Origin of the sequence: Luteolibacter pohnpeiensis, assembly GCF_016595435.1 — a bacterium.
GTDB classification, from domain to species: domain Bacteria; phylum Verrucomicrobiota; class Verrucomicrobiia; order Verrucomicrobiales; family Akkermansiaceae; genus Luteolibacter; species Luteolibacter pohnpeiensis.
The window spans coordinates 194,204-211,341 of sequence record NZ_JAENIJ010000002.1; the positions used below are offsets into that span (position 1 = coordinate 194,204).

The 17,138-nt window shown below is 56.8% G+C and carries 14 protein-coding genes; 8 read left to right on the forward strand and 6 right to left on the reverse strand.

Annotated elements, in window-relative coordinates; translation table 11 throughout:
• Positions 1 to 132 precede the first annotated feature (132 nt).
• The 3 genes from rpsD to rpsM are packed head-to-tail and all read right to left on the reverse strand — an operon-like array spanning position 133 to position 1,731.
• Entirely contained in the window at positions 133 to 744 is a 612-nt protein-coding gene (gene rpsD / locus JIN85_RS01975) for a 30S ribosomal protein S4 (RefSeq protein WP_200267085.1), read from the reverse strand.
• A 25-nt stretch (positions 745 to 769) separates the two neighbouring features.
• The gene (gene rpsK / locus JIN85_RS01980; RefSeq protein ID WP_343225473.1) at positions 770 to 1,342 is read right to left on the reverse strand and encodes a 30S ribosomal protein S11; all 573 of its coding nucleotides are present in this window, start codon (positions 1,340 to 1,342) and stop codon (positions 770 to 772) included.
• 20 nt (positions 1,343 to 1,362) lie between these two features.
• Positions 1,363 to 1,731 carry a 30S ribosomal protein S13 gene (rpsM, locus tag JIN85_RS01985; RefSeq protein ID WP_200267086.1) on the reverse strand — a complete coding sequence of 123 codons (369 nt, stop codon included), beginning with the start codon at positions 1,729 to 1,731 and terminating at the stop codon, positions 1,363 to 1,365.
• A gap of 218 nt (positions 1,732 to 1,949) precedes the next feature.
• Here rpsM and JIN85_RS01990 point away from each other — a divergent pair, with 218 nt between their 5' ends.
• Genes JIN85_RS01990 through mntR form a run of 8 tightly spaced genes read left to right on the forward strand, consistent with a single transcriptional unit; the run spans position 1,950 to position 10,253 of the window.
• Complete coding sequence (locus JIN85_RS01990; protein ID WP_200267087.1) at positions 1,950 to 2,969, forward strand: AAA family ATPase; 1,020 nt, start codon at positions 1,950 to 1,952, stop codon at positions 2,967 to 2,969.
• A 56-nt stretch (positions 2,970 to 3,025) separates the two neighbouring features.
• On the forward strand, positions 3,026 to 3,145 hold the full coding sequence (locus JIN85_RS01995) for an AbrB/MazE/SpoVT family DNA-binding domain-containing protein (RefSeq protein WP_200267088.1): 120 nt from the start codon (positions 3,026 to 3,028) through the stop codon (positions 3,143 to 3,145).
• A complete protein-coding gene (locus JIN85_RS02000) occupies positions 3,142 to 4,035 on the forward strand; it encodes a DUF58 domain-containing protein (RefSeq protein ID WP_200267089.1) in 894 nt (297 codons plus the stop codon). The genes JIN85_RS01995 and JIN85_RS02000 overlap by 4 nt, the downstream gene beginning before the upstream one ends.
• Positions 4,036 to 4,059: 24 nt before the next feature.
• Entirely contained in the window at positions 4,060 to 6,039 is a 1,980-nt protein-coding gene (locus JIN85_RS02005; protein WP_200267090.1) for a BatA domain-containing protein, read from the forward strand.
• A 7-nt stretch (positions 6,040 to 6,046) separates the two neighbouring features.
• Positions 6,047 to 8,257 (forward strand): hypothetical protein, encoded by a 2,211-nt coding sequence (locus JIN85_RS02010; RefSeq protein WP_200267092.1) that lies wholly within the window; start codon positions 6,047 to 6,049, stop codon positions 8,255 to 8,257.
• Positions 8,254 to 8,964, forward strand: a complete 711-nt coding sequence (locus tag JIN85_RS02015) for a 3'-5' exonuclease (RefSeq protein WP_234047177.1) — start codon at positions 8,254 to 8,256, stop codon at positions 8,962 to 8,964. The genes JIN85_RS02010 and JIN85_RS02015 overlap by 4 nt, the downstream gene beginning before the upstream one ends.
• Positions 8,961 to 9,809 carry a hypothetical protein gene (locus JIN85_RS02020; RefSeq protein ID WP_200267093.1) on the forward strand — a complete coding sequence of 283 codons (849 nt, stop codon included), beginning with the start codon at positions 8,961 to 8,963 and terminating at the stop codon, positions 9,807 to 9,809. The genes JIN85_RS02015 and JIN85_RS02020 overlap by 4 nt, the downstream gene beginning before the upstream one ends.
• 51 nt (positions 9,810 to 9,860) lie before the next feature.
• A complete protein-coding gene (gene mntR / locus JIN85_RS02025) occupies positions 9,861 to 10,253 on the forward strand; it encodes a transcriptional regulator MntR (RefSeq protein ID WP_200267095.1) in 393 nt (130 codons plus the stop codon).
• 13 nt (positions 10,254 to 10,266) lie between these two features.
• Here mntR and ilvD read toward each other — a convergent pair whose 3' ends face one another.
• The 3 genes from ilvD to rho form a co-directional block, all read right to left on the reverse strand.
• Complete coding sequence (gene ilvD, locus JIN85_RS02030; RefSeq protein ID WP_200267097.1) at positions 10,267 to 11,967, reverse strand: dihydroxy-acid dehydratase; 1,701 nt, start codon at positions 11,965 to 11,967, stop codon at positions 10,267 to 10,269.
• A 130-nt stretch (positions 11,968 to 12,097) separates the two neighbouring features.
• A complete protein-coding gene (gene ppdK / locus JIN85_RS02035; RefSeq protein ID WP_200267099.1) occupies positions 12,098 to 14,968 on the reverse strand; it encodes a pyruvate, phosphate dikinase in 2,871 nt (956 codons plus the stop codon).
• A 142-nt stretch (positions 14,969 to 15,110) separates the two neighbouring features.
• Entirely contained in the window at positions 15,111 to 17,045 is a 1,935-nt protein-coding gene (gene rho, locus JIN85_RS02040; RefSeq protein ID WP_200267101.1) for a transcription termination factor Rho, read from the reverse strand.
• Between the last annotated feature and the right edge of the window lie 93 nt (positions 17,046 to 17,138).

Below are 17,138 nucleotides of genomic sequence, written 5' to 3' on the forward strand. Positions count from 1 at the left end.
GCAACCTAGCACCTTATTGCGTTCATTCAAATGCTTAAGAAACCCGGTTCCACAGCCGACGGATCACGATACAAAAAAAGCGCCTGGACGATGAAGTCCAGACGCTTTGAAAACCAATAGACCTTTCGGCGATTAGCGGGAGTAAAGCTCAACGATGAGCTGCTCGTTGACGATCGGTTCGATATCGGAGCGCTCTGGCACGCGGGCCATGGTTGCCTCCAATTTGTCGCGATCTACCGAGAGCCAGTCAACTTGTGGAGCTGCTTGGGTGAGATCCACCATGCGCAGTGCAAGTTGTTGGGAAGACGGTCTTGGACCGACCTTGATCACATCACCTGGCTTCACTTGGAAGCTGGCGATATCGACCGTGCGACCGTTCACCAAAACGTGACCGTGGTTTACCAACTGGCGGGCAGCTTGGCGGGTGTTGCCGAAACCTGCGCGGAACACGACGTTGTCGAGGCGGGTTTCAAGAAGTTGCAGAAGGATTTCACCGGTAACACCACGACGGCGGGCTGCCTCTTCGTAGTAACCGCGGAATTGCTTCTCAAGAATGCCGTATTGGAAACGGAGCTTTTGCTTTTCACCAAGAGCGACGGAATATTCACTCTTCTTTTTACGGCCTGCACGAACACCGTGCTGACCTGGTGGGAAATTGCGGCGGTCGAGTGCTTTCGAAGGGCCGAAAAGCGAGACACCGAAACGGCGGCTGATTTTCGCGCGAGGACCTGTATAACGTGCCATGTTCTTAAATGGTTAAAATCTGGGATTAGACGCGGCGCGCTTTCTTCGGACGGCAGCCGTTGTGAGGGATCGGGGTGACATCGCGAATCGAGAGGATTTCGAGGCCAAGACCTTGCACGGCACGAACAGCGGACTCACGGCCGGAACCTGGTCCTTTGACACGCACGTCGACTTCTTTCAAACCGTGACCCATTGCTTGGCGGCATGCGTCTTGGGAAACCACTTGAGCTGCGTAAGCGGTGCTCTTGCGGGAACCTTTGAAGCCCATCTTGCCAGCGCTGGACCAGCCGATGGAGTTGCCGTTCACGTCAGTGACACTGACGATGGTGTTGTTGAAAGTGGCTGTCACGTGGACAATACCGCGAAGAACGTTCTTCGAGCCTTTCGCCTTGTGAATTTTGACTTCTTCTTCGCCTCCGGCAATTTCGGCAAAGATGTCGCGTTTCGCTTCCTTTTTAGGAGCGCCTTCGACCGCTGGAGCCGCTGCCTCAGGGGCATCGGCACCGGCAGTAGCCGGCGTGTTGGCGGGTGCTGGAGCTTCAGTGGGCTCAACCGCTGGCTTTACAGCGGCTTCTGGTTTCGTTTCTTCGTCAGACATGAGTGTAGATGAAAATGCTACTATTTCTTAACGCCCACGGTCTTCTTCTTGCCCTTGCGTGTGCGGGCATTGGTCCGTGTGCGTTGGCCGCGGACTGGCAAGCCGCGCTTGTGGCGGATACCGCGGTAGCAGTTGATGGAAGTCAGGCGCTTCAGCTGTGATTGACGCTCCCGGCGCAGATCGCCTTCGACGAGAATCTGTTCAGTCTGAATCACTTGAGCAATACGCACAAGTTGATCTTCGCTGAGCTGTCCGGTCCGGATATTTGGGTCAATGCCGGCGTGTTCGAGAATTTTTGCCGCGGTCGGACGGCCAATGCCGAACATATACGGCAGAGAAGCTTCGATGCGCTTCTCGTTGGGGATTTCGATGCCTAGGATACGTGCCATGATATGCGTGATTTCGCGTGGCCGCGGGAACACGCCGGAACGCTCCGGCTTTTCCGCGGGGCGGGTGATTTAGCAGACATCAGCTCTCTGGCAAGCGGGAAATGGAAATTTCCGCAGATTCTTCCGCTCTTTTTCATGATCATTCCGCATGCTTCGCGCCTCGACAAACGAATCTCCTCACCTAGCCTGACTTAGCTTTCCGTACTCGAAAATCATCCATGGAACCCAATTCTTCTTCCTATCAGCTCCCGCCGGACGATGTCGCCGCCATCGATGAACTTGGAAAATCCTATCAAGCGCTCCGTCAGGAACTCGGCAAAGCCATCATTGGTCAGGAGGATATCATTGAGCAACTCTGCATCGCGCTGTTTGCCCGTGGTCACGCGCTGCTGATGGGGGTTCCCGGTCTCGCGAAAACCCTGCTGGTGTCATCCGTCGCCCAAACTTTCGATCTTTCTTTCAACCGCATCCAGTTCACACCGGATCTGATGCCTGCGGATATCACCGGCACGGACATCATCCAGGAATCCGGTGTCGGCGGCAAACGCGAGTTCGAGTTCATCCGCGGCCCGGTTTTCGCCAATCTGGTTCTGGCGGATGAAATCAACCGCGCTCCCGCCAAAACTCAGTCCGCGATGTTGGAGGCGATGCAGGAAAACAAGGTAACGGTGCTGGGGAAAACCTACCCGCTGCAGCCGCCGTTTTTTGTCCTCGCGACACAGAACCCGATTGAACAGGAAGGCACTTACCCGCTGCCGGAAGCTCAGCTCGACCGCTTCATGTTCCTGATCGAGCTCGATTATCCCACTGCGGCCGATGAAATCCGCATCGCCCGCGAAACCACCGGCACCACCCGCAAGACCCTGGATCGCATCCTCAATGCGGATAAAATTCTCGCGTTCCAGCAATTGGTCCGTCGCGTGCCCGTTCCAGAGCATCTTTATGAATACGCGGTGAACCTGGTTCGCCGCACCCGCCCGAATCAACCGGAAGCTCCGCAGTGGCTGAAGGAAACCGTTGGCTGGGGAGCCGGACCTAGGGCCGTTCAATACCTGATTCTAGGAGCCAAATCCCGCGCCGCCCTGCGTGGTTCCTACATGGCCTCGCTTGAGGATCTGGAGGCCGTGGCCAGCCCGGTGCTCTCCCACCGGGTGATCACCAACTTCTCCGCTGAGTCGCAAGGCATGACTTCCAAGAAAATCGTCGAACGCCTGATCCGCGAAATGCGCGAAGAATAATCCATCACCCTCTGGATCCGATTTAACCGCCTGATTTTTCCGCTTACTTTCTTACCATGACTGCAACTGTCACCAGCAAGGGCCAGATCACGATTCGACCGGTCCACAGGACCCGGCTCGATTTGAAAGCAGGCGATCAGCTGAAGTTTGACGAAGCAGTAGCAGCATCGGCATGAGTCACTCTTTCCTCGACCACGATCTTTTGTCCCGATTGGGCTCGCTTCCGCTGGAGGCGCGCAGCCCGATGATGGGCAATGTGGCCGGCCGCCATCGTTCACCACACCATGGCTCGTCGGTCGAATTCGCGGAATATCGGAAATATGTGCCCGGTGACGATACGCGCCGACTCGACTGGAAGGCATTCGCCCGCTCCGACCGGTTTTACATCAAGGAATTTGAAGCCGATACTAACCTCCGCGCCTACTTTGTCGTGGATGCCTCCGGCTCGATGAATTTCTCGGGCGGAGCACCGCCAAAAATCGAGTTTGCACGCCGCATCGCCGCGTCACTCGCCTACCTGCTGGTGAACCAAGGCGATGCCGCCGGACTTTCGATCTGCACCGACAAACTGCACCTTGAGGTCCCACCCAGTCGCCGCCCGGCTCATTTGGAACGTCTTTTCACCACGCTCGAAGCCCTCCAGCCATCGGGTGAAACCGGCCTGATCCCGGCACTGCACACCATTGCCGAAAAAATCGGCCAGCGCGCCTTTGTGGTCATTCTCTCGGATCTGTTCACGGATTCCTCCGAGCTCGCGGACGCGCTGCAGCACTTGCGCTACCGCAAGCACGACATTTCCGTATTTCACCTGATGGATCCGCTTGAGATCGGCTTCCAGTTCGATAGTCCACGGCGCTTCGTCGACCTCGAAGACGGCACGGCCATTGTTGCCGAACCCAATTTGATCGCGGATGAATACAAGTCCGCCTTGCACGAGTTTCTCGCCACCGTCCGGGCGAAAACCCACGACGCGAACGCCGACTATCAACTGGTCACCACGGACACTCCACTCGAACCGCTGTTGCGTGATTTCCTCACCGCACGCCTGCCCAAGTCAAAACACTGACGACCCGAAGCCACTGCCTACTGAATGATATTCCTGAGTCCATTGTTTCTGTGGTTTGTGGCTGCCGCTGCGGTCCCGATCGCGATCCATCTTCTCAACAAACGCCGCCACAAAACCATCCCGTGGGCGGCGATGAGTTTCCTGCTGAAGGCAACTCGCGAGTCCCGCGGGAAAAAGAAGCTGCGTCACATCCTGATCCTCACCTGCCGCGCGCTCGCCTTGGCTGCGCTTGCTCTCGCCGCAGCGCGCCCGGTTGCCTCCGGCCTGCTTGGCTGGGGCGCCGGCCGACTCGACACCGTGGTTCTGATCCTCGACCGATCCGCATCGATGGAAGCCAAACCTGGCGACGGACTGGCATCGCAGCGCGAGCTGGTGTTGGAAAAAGTGAAAAAAACCCTGGCTGACCTCGGCTCCCCCAGGTTGGTCCTGATCGACAGTGCGTCCGCCAGTCCGACAGACGTCCCCTCACCCGACACACTCGCCGAGCTTTCCTCCACCGCAGCCACCGACAGCGAAGCTGACTTTCCCCGGTTGTTATCCAAGGCTGCCGAGTTTCTCACCGAAACGAGCGGCCGTTCTGAAGTCTGGATTGCCTCTGACTTGCAAAGCAGCAACTGGCATCCAGCTGATGAGCGTTGGGCCGCAGCTCGCGCCAGCTTGTCCAGCCTGCCCAAAGTGCCAGCCATCCGCATTCTATCGCTCACCCAAAATGGCGGCGCATCGAACACCTCCCTGCGCCTGATTTCATCGCGCCGCAGCGGCGACGAGCTTTTGTTAGATTTGGAACTGCTGCGTGACGAAAATGCCCGCGGCACCATTTCCATCCCGGTCACCAGCAGCTTGAATGGAGCGCGCACTACCGAGCTGCTCACGGTGCCTGGCCAATCGCTGAGATTTCAAAAACGGGTCACTCTCCCGGAAGGTAGCGAGTCTGGTTACGGCCATCTTTCCATCCCTGCCGATGGCAACCCGCGCGACAACGTCGCCTTCTTTGCCTACGGCCCCGCGATGCCGGTCCGGTCTGTAATCGTTTCCGCAGAGGGAGAAGCCGCGCAATATCTTGCACTGGCCGCTGCACCTCCCGGCTTTGGCGAGCAATCGGTCGAGCGGGTTGAGCCCGATCAATTTTCCGCAGTCGTCACCAACGACCTTTCGCTCATTCTCTGGAATGCTCCGCTGCCTGATGGAGCTGCCGCGGAAAGTCTGAACCGATACCTCAGCGCAGGTGGCCAGGTCCTTTTCTTCCCACCCGGCCAAGCGAGTTCGGAATCGTTTCTGGAACACAAGTGGTCTGCCCCGGTTGAGGCTGCCAGTGGCAAATTTCTCATCTTGAAGGATTGGAATCACGCTGACGGCCCGATGCGTGACGGCATCGACGGCACCTCGCTCCCAGCGGAACGGATGAAGGCAATCCGCTGCCAGATCCCGCAAGGCGACTCCGCTCCGCTTGCCCGCTGGGAAGATGGAGAACCCTTTCTAACAAGGCGCGTCACCGATCGCGGCATCGCTTGGTTCATCGGCTCAAAACCGGATTATACCTGGTCAAATCTTGGCGATGCCGATGTGCTGTTACCCGTCGTTCAGCGGATTCTTGAGCTCGGCGCGGCCCGCTTTGATGCTTCGCATACCGCCGAGATCGGCTCAGATGCCGCGGCTCTTCTTCCCGGCGAAATCCGCGAGCGAATCGATGACTACGGCACGCCCGATCCAGCAAACGCCGCCTACGAAAGTGGAGTTTACCGGCTTGGTTCCAGAGTGGTCGCAGTGAATCGCCCGGCAGCCGAGGATGCCCCTGAGCTTCTAACACGTGACGAACTGGATGACGTTTTGGAAGGCACTTCCTACACGCTGTTAGAACAAGCCGGACAAGCCACCACTGCCGATCTCAGCCGCGATTTGTGGATGCCATTTCTGATCGCGGTTCTCGCATTCCTGATTTTTGAGGCCATCCTCTGCTTGCCGAAAAAACGCGACCGCAGCACGCCGCTAGCCGCCACTTCCTGATATTGCTTTGCTTCACCTCAACCCCACACCGCTCACCCTTGGCATCGGGATCACTTCGCTGATCGCGGTGTTGATTCTTTGCGTAATCTCCTGGCGGCGCTCAGCCCACCCCAGGCGGACTCTGTTGCTGGAAATCCTGCGATTTGCCATCGCCTGCGTGGTGGTCTTGCTGCTTTGGCAACCTGAATGGCGCACCACCATCAATCCGGACGCCAAACCAACCATCGCGATTCTCTGGGATCATTCGGATTCGATGACGACGGTCGATGCCAAGCTGCCGAAAATCCTGTCCGATGCCGAAGAAATCACCTCGCGCGCCGAGCTCGTCGACAAGACACTTGCCTCTGACCTGTGGCAACCACTCGCCGCCAATGGCAAAAACGAGATCGTAACCCTGCCCTTCGCCAGTGCTCCCGATGGTTCCGGTGAATCACAACTTGCCGGGACCGATATCAATGCCCCGTTGGCTCAAACTCTGGAAAAGCAGACCAACCTCCGCGCCGTGGTCCTGCTCACCGATGGTGACTACAATCTCGGCCAACCACCCGTCGCCGCCGCTCAGAAAATGCGGCTCCGTGGTGTGCCGCTTTTTCCCATCCCGATTGGCAGCCAGACCCGCCTGCCCGACCTCGACCTCCTCGCCGTGTCCGCGCCGACCTACGGCATCGTTGGCGAGAATGTACAAATTCCGTTCACGGTGCGCTCATCGCTCGATCATCCCGTCCGGACCATCGTTCGGCTGCGCGATCAAAACGGCCAGGAACGCACCAAAGACATCATCATTCCACCGAATGCTGAAACCTACGAATCCATCTTGTGGAAGCTGGAGAAAGGAGGAGCCTCAACGTTGGAACTTTCCATTCCCGTCGCCGATGGTGAATTGCTCGACTCGAACAACTCGCGGAAATTCAACATCGCCGGAAAGCCCGAACGCATCCGCGTGCTGATCCTGGAAACACTGCCACGCTGGGAATACCGATTCTTGAAAAACGCCCTTTCCCGCGATCCTGGCGTTGAGCTCTCGTGCCTGCTCTTGCAACCCCAGCTTGGCCCTGGAGTTGGCGCTCACTACATCAGCAAGTTTCCTGAAAAAATCGAAGACCTCGCCCAATACGACGTCATTTTCATCGGCGACATCGGCGTCGCCCCCGACCAGCTCACCAAGGAGCAATGCACACTCATCCGTGGCCTTGTTGAAAACCAAGCATCCGGAGTCGTGTTCCTGCCCGGTCGCCAAGGAAACCAATTCACCCTGCTCGACACCGACCTGGCCGATCTGATGCCGGTGACCTTGGATGAAACCATGAAGCACGGATTTTCAGAATCCGTAGCCGCCCCACTCACTCTCACCACCGAGGGTCGCAGCTCATTGCTGACCATGCTCGGAAATAACGAGGAGGAAAATCCGGAAATCTGGCGTCACCTTCCCGGCTTTTTCTGGCACGCGCCGGTCGTGCGCGCAAAAGGTGGCACCGAAGTTCTCGCAACCCATGGCAACCGCCGCGGCCCCTATGGCCCGATCCCGCTACTGGTCACCAAAACCGCAGGAAGCGGCAAAGTTTTGTTCATGGGAATCGACTCTGCCTGGCGCTGGCGCCGCGGCGTTGAAGACCTTTACCACTACCGGTTCTGGGGCCAGGTCGCGCGATGGATGTCCTATCAACGCAACATGGCCGCTGGCCAGCGCGTGCGCCTGTTTTTCACTCCAGAACGTCCCCAGCCGGGAACCACCGTCACCCTCAATGCGAATGCTTTCGACTCGAACGGTGCCCCGATGAAAACCGGCGCAGTCCATGTCGACCTCACCGCCCCGGATGGCAACACGCGGCGGATCGAATTGCAAAAAAACGAAACCGCCTGGGGGGCTTATTCCGGCAGATTCCGCATCGATTTACCCGGTGAATGGAAAGTTCGCGCCACCACTACCGGTGCGGAAGATCAACCTCTGGAAACCACCATCATTTCCCAAGGCACCCAATTGGAAAAAACCGGGCAACCAGCCCGGCCTGAAGTTCTCGAAGAAATGGCCAAAGTTTCGCGAGGGCGCATGATTCAGCCCGCTCAACTGCCGGAGCTGATCAAAGAGATCAACGCCTTGCCCGAGCCTCGCCCGCTGGAAACCCGCATATCCCTGCTGTCCCAGTGGGCAACCCTCGCGGCAATCATCGTGCTACTTGGCGGATTCTGGCTCGGTCGAAAATTCAACGGGGCTTTTTGAGCAAGCCACATCTTGGGATTCCCTCAATTTGTGCAAATGCCTTGGAAGAATTCATTCTCAGCCGATGGTTGATCGCACCGCAGACTTCAGCCTATTTTCATCACATGCTCATCTGCGATTCCCATTTCTCTGCCATCGACTTTGAATCGGCAGGTGCGGAGCGCGGGAAAACGGATACTCCCATTCAGATCGGCATCGCCTGTTGGTCAGTTGAGAAAGGGCACACGGATGCTTACACCTCTTACCTTCATACCACGCAACCGATTCTGTGGTCCGCGCAAAAAGTTCATGGCATCACCGTCGATCATCTAACAAACGCGCCAACTCTTCTTTCTCTCTGGCCGGAAATCAAACTGAGACTCGGCGGCGCAATCGTGGTGGCTCACGGCAAAGGCACTGAAAAAAAATTCCTCCGCGCATTCCCCGGGCACGGCTTTGGCCCGTGGATTGACACCCTGCTGCTCGCACGCACTGCCTGGCCGGAACTCTCAAGCCACTCCTTGGGCGCGCTTTGCAAAAAGTTTGAACTCACCGAAAACATTCAACAACGGGTGCCCGAAAAATCCTGGCACGATGCGCTGTTCGACACCGTCGCTTCTTTGGTTTTGTTAGAACACCTGATCGATCAATTCGATTTAACCAAGCAACCACTCGATTTACTGCTACACCCGGACACCTCCATCTGGCATCAATCGCGCCGCTCATGAAAGCCAACCCAAAACGCCAAAGATTCTTTCTCATCCTCTTTGTCCTCATCGGACTCGGCGTGGCGATTTTGATCTTACGCCAACCGAGCGCACGCCCCACCACGCCGCGCATTCAGAAGGTTGAAAACGATCTAAAAAAAGCGAAGCAGCGGTATGATCAGAGAATCGCGGATGCTAAAAATCAGCAACCCGATCCCGATGTGGAACTGGTGCGCAACATTCTCGCTGAGAAACTGGCCAGTCGGACCTTCTCCTTTGCCACCGTATGCCAGGCGGTTTCCGGGAAAAAAGTCATTCCGTTGGACCAAAGCCCTGCTGGCCAAAAAGTGGTCGAGGCGATCAATGTCGCCCTATCGGAAATCCTCCCCCAACTGAGCCAAGCCGATTCTCCGGTGCGCCAGCTGCGGCGCATCAACGAGGCATCGCGCTTTTTCGAGGATGCGCTGCTCCAGAAACTCAACTCCACCGCCGGACTCAACTGTGAAATCCCGCCGACTCGCGACGGAGTTCACCAGCGCTCCGGCTATCCCGATTTACGGATCGAAGATGAAGCGACTGGCGCGATTTTTTACCTCGATCCCAAACTCGTCGAGCAAGGCTCAGCGGGAAGCACGTTTCGCAGTTTTTACTTCGAGCCCAAAATCGAAACGCTGAAGGTCAATGACGATGCCGTCCATCTTCTGGTCGGCATTGAGCACGATGGAAAAACCGGAGCCTGGACATTCAGCGGATGGAGAATCGTCGATCTCTCCACCTTGCAGGTGCGTTTGAAGGCAGAATTCCAAGCATCGAACGCCGAGCTTTATCGAGAAACCGAGCTTTCCCTTCCAGCCGATAAGCACTAGCTTTCCCTCCCCATGACTCAAACACCCCGGCGCACCAGCGGATCCGTCGCCATGGACGACTACCTCGAGCAGATCCTCCATCTCATCGAGGAAAAAGGCTACGCGCGCGCCGTGGACATTTCAAAAAACCTCGGCATCTCCCAGGCAAGCGTCACCAACATGCTGCAACGCCTGCACGCCGAAGGTCTGGTGAACCACGAGAAATATCGCGGCACCATCCTCACCGAAGACGGACGCCGCATCGCCCGCGCGATCGTCGAGCGCCATGAAACCCTCACGCGCTTTCTGCGCCTGTTCAACATCGACGAAGAAACCATCTATCACGATGTCGAAGGGATGGAGCACCACGTCTCCCGGCCGACGCTCGATGTGATTCGTGCACTGGCCGAAACGCTCGAATCCGACCCAGAGCTGCTGGATCGGATTCGCAAGAAAAGCGGCTGATCGCCGCCAGTTGTTAGAGGTATTTATCCGTCACCGCGCCTTCGCTGGCACTGGCAACGAGCTTGGCATATTTCGCCAGCACACCGTGGGTGTAGCGAGGCGCGGGTTGCACCCAGGCGGCTTTGCGCTTGGCGATTTCCTCATCGGAAAGCATCACGTCGATCCGGTTGTTCACCGCGTCGATTTTGATTTCGTCACCATCTTCAAGAATCCCGATCGTTCCGCCGAGGAAGGCTTCAGGGGTGATGTGACCGACCACGAAGCCGTGGCTGCCGCCGGAGAATCGGCCATCGGTAATCAGCGCGACATCCTTGCCAAGGCCGAGCCCCATGATGGCGCTCGTAGGTCCAAGCATTTCGCGCATGCCTGGGCCACCTTTCGGGCCTTCCAGGCGAATCACGATGACGTCACCTTTGTTGATCTTCTTTTCGAGGATCGCCTTCATGCCGTCGTCTTCTGAATTGAAAACGCGAGCTTTGCCGACGAACAACTCACCTTCCTTGCCGGAGATTTTCGCGACCGCGCCGCCTTCCGCGAGGTTGCCGTAGAGGATGCGCAGGTGACTGTCTTTTTTGATCGGGTTGTCGATCGGACGGATGATCTGCTGCCCTTCCGGGTAAACCAGCGGGGACTTTTCCAAGTTCTCGCGCATCGTCCGGCCCGTCACGGTCATGCAATCGCCGTGAAGCAAACCCGCTTCCAAAAGCATTTTCATCAATGGAACGGTACCGCCGATTTTCACCAGGTCAGCCATCGCGTATTTTCCGGAAGGCTTCAGGTCGGCCAAAACCGGAACACGCTTGCCGATCCGCTCGAAGTCATCGATCGAAATGTCGATGCCGGCCGAGTGCGCCATCGCCGGGATGTGCAGGGCAGCATTGGTCGAGCCGCCGAGCGCGATCAACACCGTGATTGCATTTTCGAAAGCCTCTTTGGTCAAAATATCGCGTGGCTTGATGCCAAGCTGGATCAGATTCAGCACCGCAGCGCCGGCATCGAAGCAATCACGCATCTTGTCGTCGGAAATCGCCGCTTGGGCCGAGCTGTTCGGCAGCGACATCCCGAGCGCTTCGATCGCACTGGCCATCGTGTTCGCCGTATACATTCCGCCGCAGGAGCCAGGGCCGGGAATCGCGCACGACTCGACGGTCTCAAGCTCATCGTCGGACATTTCGCCCGCTGCGTGTTTGCCAACCGCTTCGAAAACAGAAACGACATCGAGATCCTTTTCCTCGCCGCGAATCTTCGCGCAGCCCGGCATGATCGTGCCGCCGTAAACGAAAACCGACGGGCGGTTCATGCGCGCCATCGCCATCAGACAGCCTGGCATGTTCTTATCGCAACCACCGATCGCGACAAAGCCATCCATGCCCTCGCAGCCGACCACGGTCTCGATCGAGTCCGCGATCACTTCGCGGGAAACGAGCGAGTATTTCATGCCTTCGGTTCCCATGGAGATCCCGTCGGAAATGGTGATGGTGTTGAAGATCACCGCTTTACCGCCCGCAGCATCCGCGCCTTTCGCTGACTCCTCAGCAAGCTTGTCGATGTGAATGTTGCAAGGGGTGACCTGGCTCCAGGTGGATGCGATGCCAATGTGCGGCTTCGAGAAATCTTCTTTCTGAAAGCCCACGGCGTAGAGCATGGCGCGGCTTGGCGCACGGTCCGGGCCATCGAGCATTGGACTGGAAAAAGGACGGAGTGAGTCGTTCATCTGCGGAGAGCATTCAGCCTTTGGGAGTCATGCGTCAAGGAAACCGATACGCCACAGGCTCAAATCGAGGCATAAAAAAAGCCGTCCCGGTGGTCCGGGACGGCTTGGGAAGTTCTAGGAACTTGAAGAATTACTTCTTCTTCGCGGCTTTCTTGGCAGCCTTCTTCGCTTTAGCTGGCTTTGCACCAGCCGATTCAGCGATGGCGGCTTGAGCAGCAGCGAGGCGGGCAACCGGCACGCGGTATGGCGAGCAGGAAACGTAAGCAAGGCCGAGCTTGTGGCAGAAGGTGACCGAATCTGGATCACCACCGTGCTCACCGCAGATGCCGAGCTTGATGTCCGGCTTGACCGAGCGGCCTTTTTCCACCGCGATTTCCATCAGCTGACCAACACCGGTGGTGTCGAGCGAGGCAAATGGGTTCTTCGGATAGATGTCGTTTTCCTGATAGCTGCTGAGGAACGAGCCCATGTCGTCGCGGCTGACGCCGAGAGCGGTTTGGGTGAGGTCGTTGGTGCCGAAGGAGAAGAACTGAGCGTGCTTCGCGATTTCGTCAGCGGTGAGCGCGCCACGTGGGACTTCGATCATGGTGCCGACGAGGTAGTCAAACTCGACACCCTTGTCTGCCTTCACTTCAGCTGCAACGCGGTGAATGATGTTCACTTGCAGTTCCAACTCACGAGCGTAGCCGACGAGTGGGACCATGACCTCAGGCTTCACTGGGATGCCTTTCTTCACGCACTGGGCAGCAGCTTCGAAGATCGCTTGTGCCTGCATCTCGGCGATTTCCGGATAGGAAATGGCGAGACGGCAACCACGGTGACCCAACATTGGGTTTTGCTCGTGGAGTTCGTGCACGCGGTGCGAGATTTCCTCAACCGGCACGCCCATCTTCTCAGCGAGGTCTGCTTGTGACTCCTCGGTGTTTGGAAGGAATTCGTGAAGTGGTGGGTCCAGCAAGCGGATGGTCGCTGGCTTGCCTTCGAGCGCCTTGAAGATGCCGAAGAAGTCCTTGCGTTGATGAGGAAGAAGCTTCTTGAGAGCTTTCTTACGATCCTCCTCGGTGTTGGCGAGAATCATTTCGCGCATCGCGTCGATCCGGTCGCCTTCGAAGAACATGTGCTCGGTGCGGGTAAGGCCGATGCCTTCTGCGCCGAATGCCACGGCGTTCTTCACTTGCTCTGGTGTGTCGGCATTGGTGCGGACGCCGAGGCGGGTCGCCTTGGAACACCATTCCATGAGTTGGACGAAGTTTTGGAACTTCTCGGTCTTTTGGGATGCCTTCTTGTTGTTGATGAGACCGGTGATGATCTCGGATGGCTCGGTTGCGAGTTCGCCACCGTAAACAGTGCCTGCGGTTCCGTCGATGGAGAGGAAGTCACCTTCTTTGAAAACCTGGTCGCCTGCGGTGACGGTCTTCTTGTCGTAGTCGACTTCGATTGCGGAAGCACCGCAAACGCAGACCTTGCCCATTTGGCGGGCAACGAGTGCGGCGTGGGAGGAAACACCACCACGAGCGGTGAGGATACCTTCCGCAGCGATCATGCCGCGAAGGTCTTCCGGGGAGGTTTCGACGCGAACGAGGAGAACCTTCTCGCCTTTCTCGGCAGCGGCAACCGCGCGGTCGGCATTGAGGTAGATCTTGCCGGAAGCAGCACCAGGACCCGCTGGGAGACCTTTTGCGATCACGGTTGCTTTCTTCGCTTCGTTAATGTCGAAGACCGGAGCAAGCAATTGATCCAGCTGGTCAGCAGGGTTGCGCATCACAGCGGTTTCCCAGCTGATGAGCTTTTCCTTCACCATGTCAGCTGCAAACTTGAGAGCAGCAGCAGCGGTGCGCTTGCCGTTCCGGGTTTGGAGCATGTAAAGCTTTCCGTCTTGGATGGTGAACTCAACGTCCTGCACATCGCGGAAATGTTTCTCAAGGATCGCGCGGACTTTCATCAGCTCCTTGAATGCGGCAGGCAATGCTTCAGCCATGCCAGAAACTTCGTCTGGAGTGCGAACGCCGGCGACGACGTCTTCACCTTGGGCGTTCACGAGGAATTCGCCGTAGAGAACGTTTTCACCGTTCGCAGGGTTACGGGTGAAGGCCACACCGGAACCGGAGTTCGGGCCGGTGTTACCGAAGACCATCGCTTGAACGTTCACAGCGGTTCCCCATGCGGCAGGGATGCCGTATTTGCGGCGGTAAACGATCGCACGGTCGTTCATCCATGAACCGAACACAGCGCCGGCAGCACCTTCGAGCTGTTCCCATGGATCTTCCGGGAAGCCGTGACCGGTGCGGTCTTTGACGAGAGTCTTGAAGCGGGAAACCAGCTCCTTGTTGTCTTCAGCAGTCAGATCGGAGTCAACGATGTCGCTGCCGTATGCTTCGTGCTTGTATTTTTCGATCACCGCTTCGAATGGCTCGTGATCTTCATCTGGAGTCTTTTGAACGCCGAGAACCACGTCACCATACATTTGGATGAAGCGGCGATAGCAGTCCCAAGCGAAACGCTCGTTGTCGGTTGCCTTGGCCAAAGCGGCGACGGTTTTGTCGTTGAGGCCGAGGTTGAGAACGGTGTCCATCATGCCCGGCATCGAATCGCGTGCACCGGAACGCACGGCGACGAGAAGTGGGAAGCCTTCGGAATCACCGAACTTGTAGCCCATGATCTTCTCCATGTTGGCGATACCCGCTTCCATCTGCGCGCGAAGCACAGCAGGATAAGTACGCTTGTTGTCGTAGAAGTAGGTGCAGACTTCCGTCGTCACGGTGAAACCGGCTGGAACTGGAAGACCGATCTTGGTCATCTCAGCGAGGTTCGCACCTTTACCACCGAGAAGGGCTTTCATGCTACCATCGCCATCGGCTTTGCCGGCACCCCATGTGTAGACGTATTTCGTCGACTTGCCGGAGGTTGATTTCTTCGCTGCCGTTTTTTTCACCGCGGACTTGGCGGCTTTGGTAGCGCTTTTCTTGGCTGCGGGCTTAGCTGCCTTCTTCTTGGTTGCCATCGTTGTATTGAATGTCGGGTTGTAGACTGGAGCCGGAGCCGACATAGAAAATACGTCCAACCTCCAGCGCAAGGCGCGGGAGGCTAGCAGCACTCAGATACGTGTCAATGGGACAGTTGCAAGAATCAATCTTTGGCGACGGTCAACGCAAGCCTCGAAGCACGAGTTCCGCGTTGGTTTTGGTCCCCTTCAGATTGCTCAGCAAACTGGTCAGCGCGTCGCCGATCGGAAGTTGCGCGAGTTGCTTGCGAATATCGACGACTTTCAAAAACTCATCCGGATGGTAAAGTCGATCATCGTTCCGCGTTCCCGACTGTGGAATGTGGATGGCTGGAAACACGCGGCGCTCCGCGAGTTCGCGATCCAATCGCACCTCCATGTTGCCGGTTCCCTTGAATTCTTCGAACACCACATCATCCAAACGACTCTCCGTTTCGACAAGCGCGGTCGCTAGAATGGTGAGTGAACCACCTTCTTCCACATTGCGCGCCGTGCCAAAAAACTTGCGAGACTTTTGCAGTGCAGCCGGGCTCAAGCCACCGCTACCAATCGGGCCACCCTGCGATGCGGAGTTGTGACCACGAGCAAGTCGCGTCAAACTATCGAGCAGCAGAATCACATCCTTCTTCTGCTCCACCAGGCGCTTCGCCCTTTCCAAAACCAAGTCCGCCACTTGAGCATGACGCTTTGCAGGCTCATCGAAGGTCGATGCAAAAACTTCAGCACCCACGGTCTCCTCGAAGTCAGTCACCTCTTCCGGGCGCTCATCCAGCAACAGAATCAACAACTCTGCTTCCGGATGATTCAGCTGAATCGAGCGAGCGATCTGCTTTAGCAAAATCGTCTTACCACCACGAGGCGGAGCAACGATGATCCCGCGTTGGCCTTTACCAAGCGGCGCGATCAGATCGATCAATCGCACTCCGATGAAATCCGGGCCTTCACCTTCGAGGTGAATCCGCTCATTCGGAAACAGCGGCGTCAAATGATCAAAATCTTTCGTTTGCTGAAATTCAGCAGCTGGAATTCCTTCGATTTCGAGGATCGCTTCCGTCGTCAAAAACTTATCCCTCTCCCGCGGAATTCTCGCCTTCAACTTCACCAGTTGACCCGGACGAATGCCGAACTCACGCAGCATGTTGGAGTGGATATGAATATCATCCGCGCCTGGGCGGAAACTCCGCAGCGGATCACGCAGCATCGCAAAGTTTTCCTTCGCAGGCTCCACCACCCCTTCGCAAACGAGCTCCGCCCCTTCGCGACCGTAAAAGCACAGCAGCTCATAAATCAATTGGCTCTTGGTAATGCCGCCGGCAATCCGAGTCGGCACCACCTCCGCCATCGCCTGTAAATCCGACAAAGACTTCAATCGGAATTCATTGATATCGATCGAAGTCGGAATCGGAGCAGACGGCACTTGCACAGCTGCTGCTTCTGAAGCGGCCACATCCGTGTGTGGAGCTTCGCTCTCATTGGTATTAGTCATCAGATAATCTTTGGAAAAACGGCCGACTTGGGCTTCGAGAACGGACAAAGGTCCCTCGTTCCAGAAAATCACATCAGCCTTGCGTATCTTTTCTTCCACCGGCAACTGCGCGGACAAAACGTGTTCAATCAATGAATCATCAAACCCACCGCGCTCTCGAAGTCTTCGAATTTGGGTGGCACGTGACGAGGCAACGACGAGGACTTGATCCTGACCGAAATCGAAACCGGTTTCAAAAAACAGGGGAACATCCGCAATGAATATCCCTGCGCCAGTATTCCGCGCTTCACGAAGAGAATCAAGACATTCCTTCCGCACCCGTGGATGGAGGATGCCTTCCAGCTGAAGACGAGCTTTTGCATCTCCGAAAACTCGCGATCGCAAAAAATCCCGATTCACCCCGGTTTCCGTGAGCGCCTGGGGCCCAAATCCCTCGCCAATCTGCTCACGAATCCGTGGATCACCCTCCAGCAAACTCCGAACCGTCCGATCGCTATCAAACAAGACAGCGGTGGGAAGCTGGCTTAGCAGAATCTTTCCAACCGTCGACTTCCCTGACGCGATCCCTCCGGTAAGCACGCAAACTTTCATCTCAATGAGCAATTCAGCCTATGCATCCCACCCAGAACCGCAATGGGAAGTGCTGTGATGGCATAAAAAAACAGGCGGGGAATTTCTTCCCCG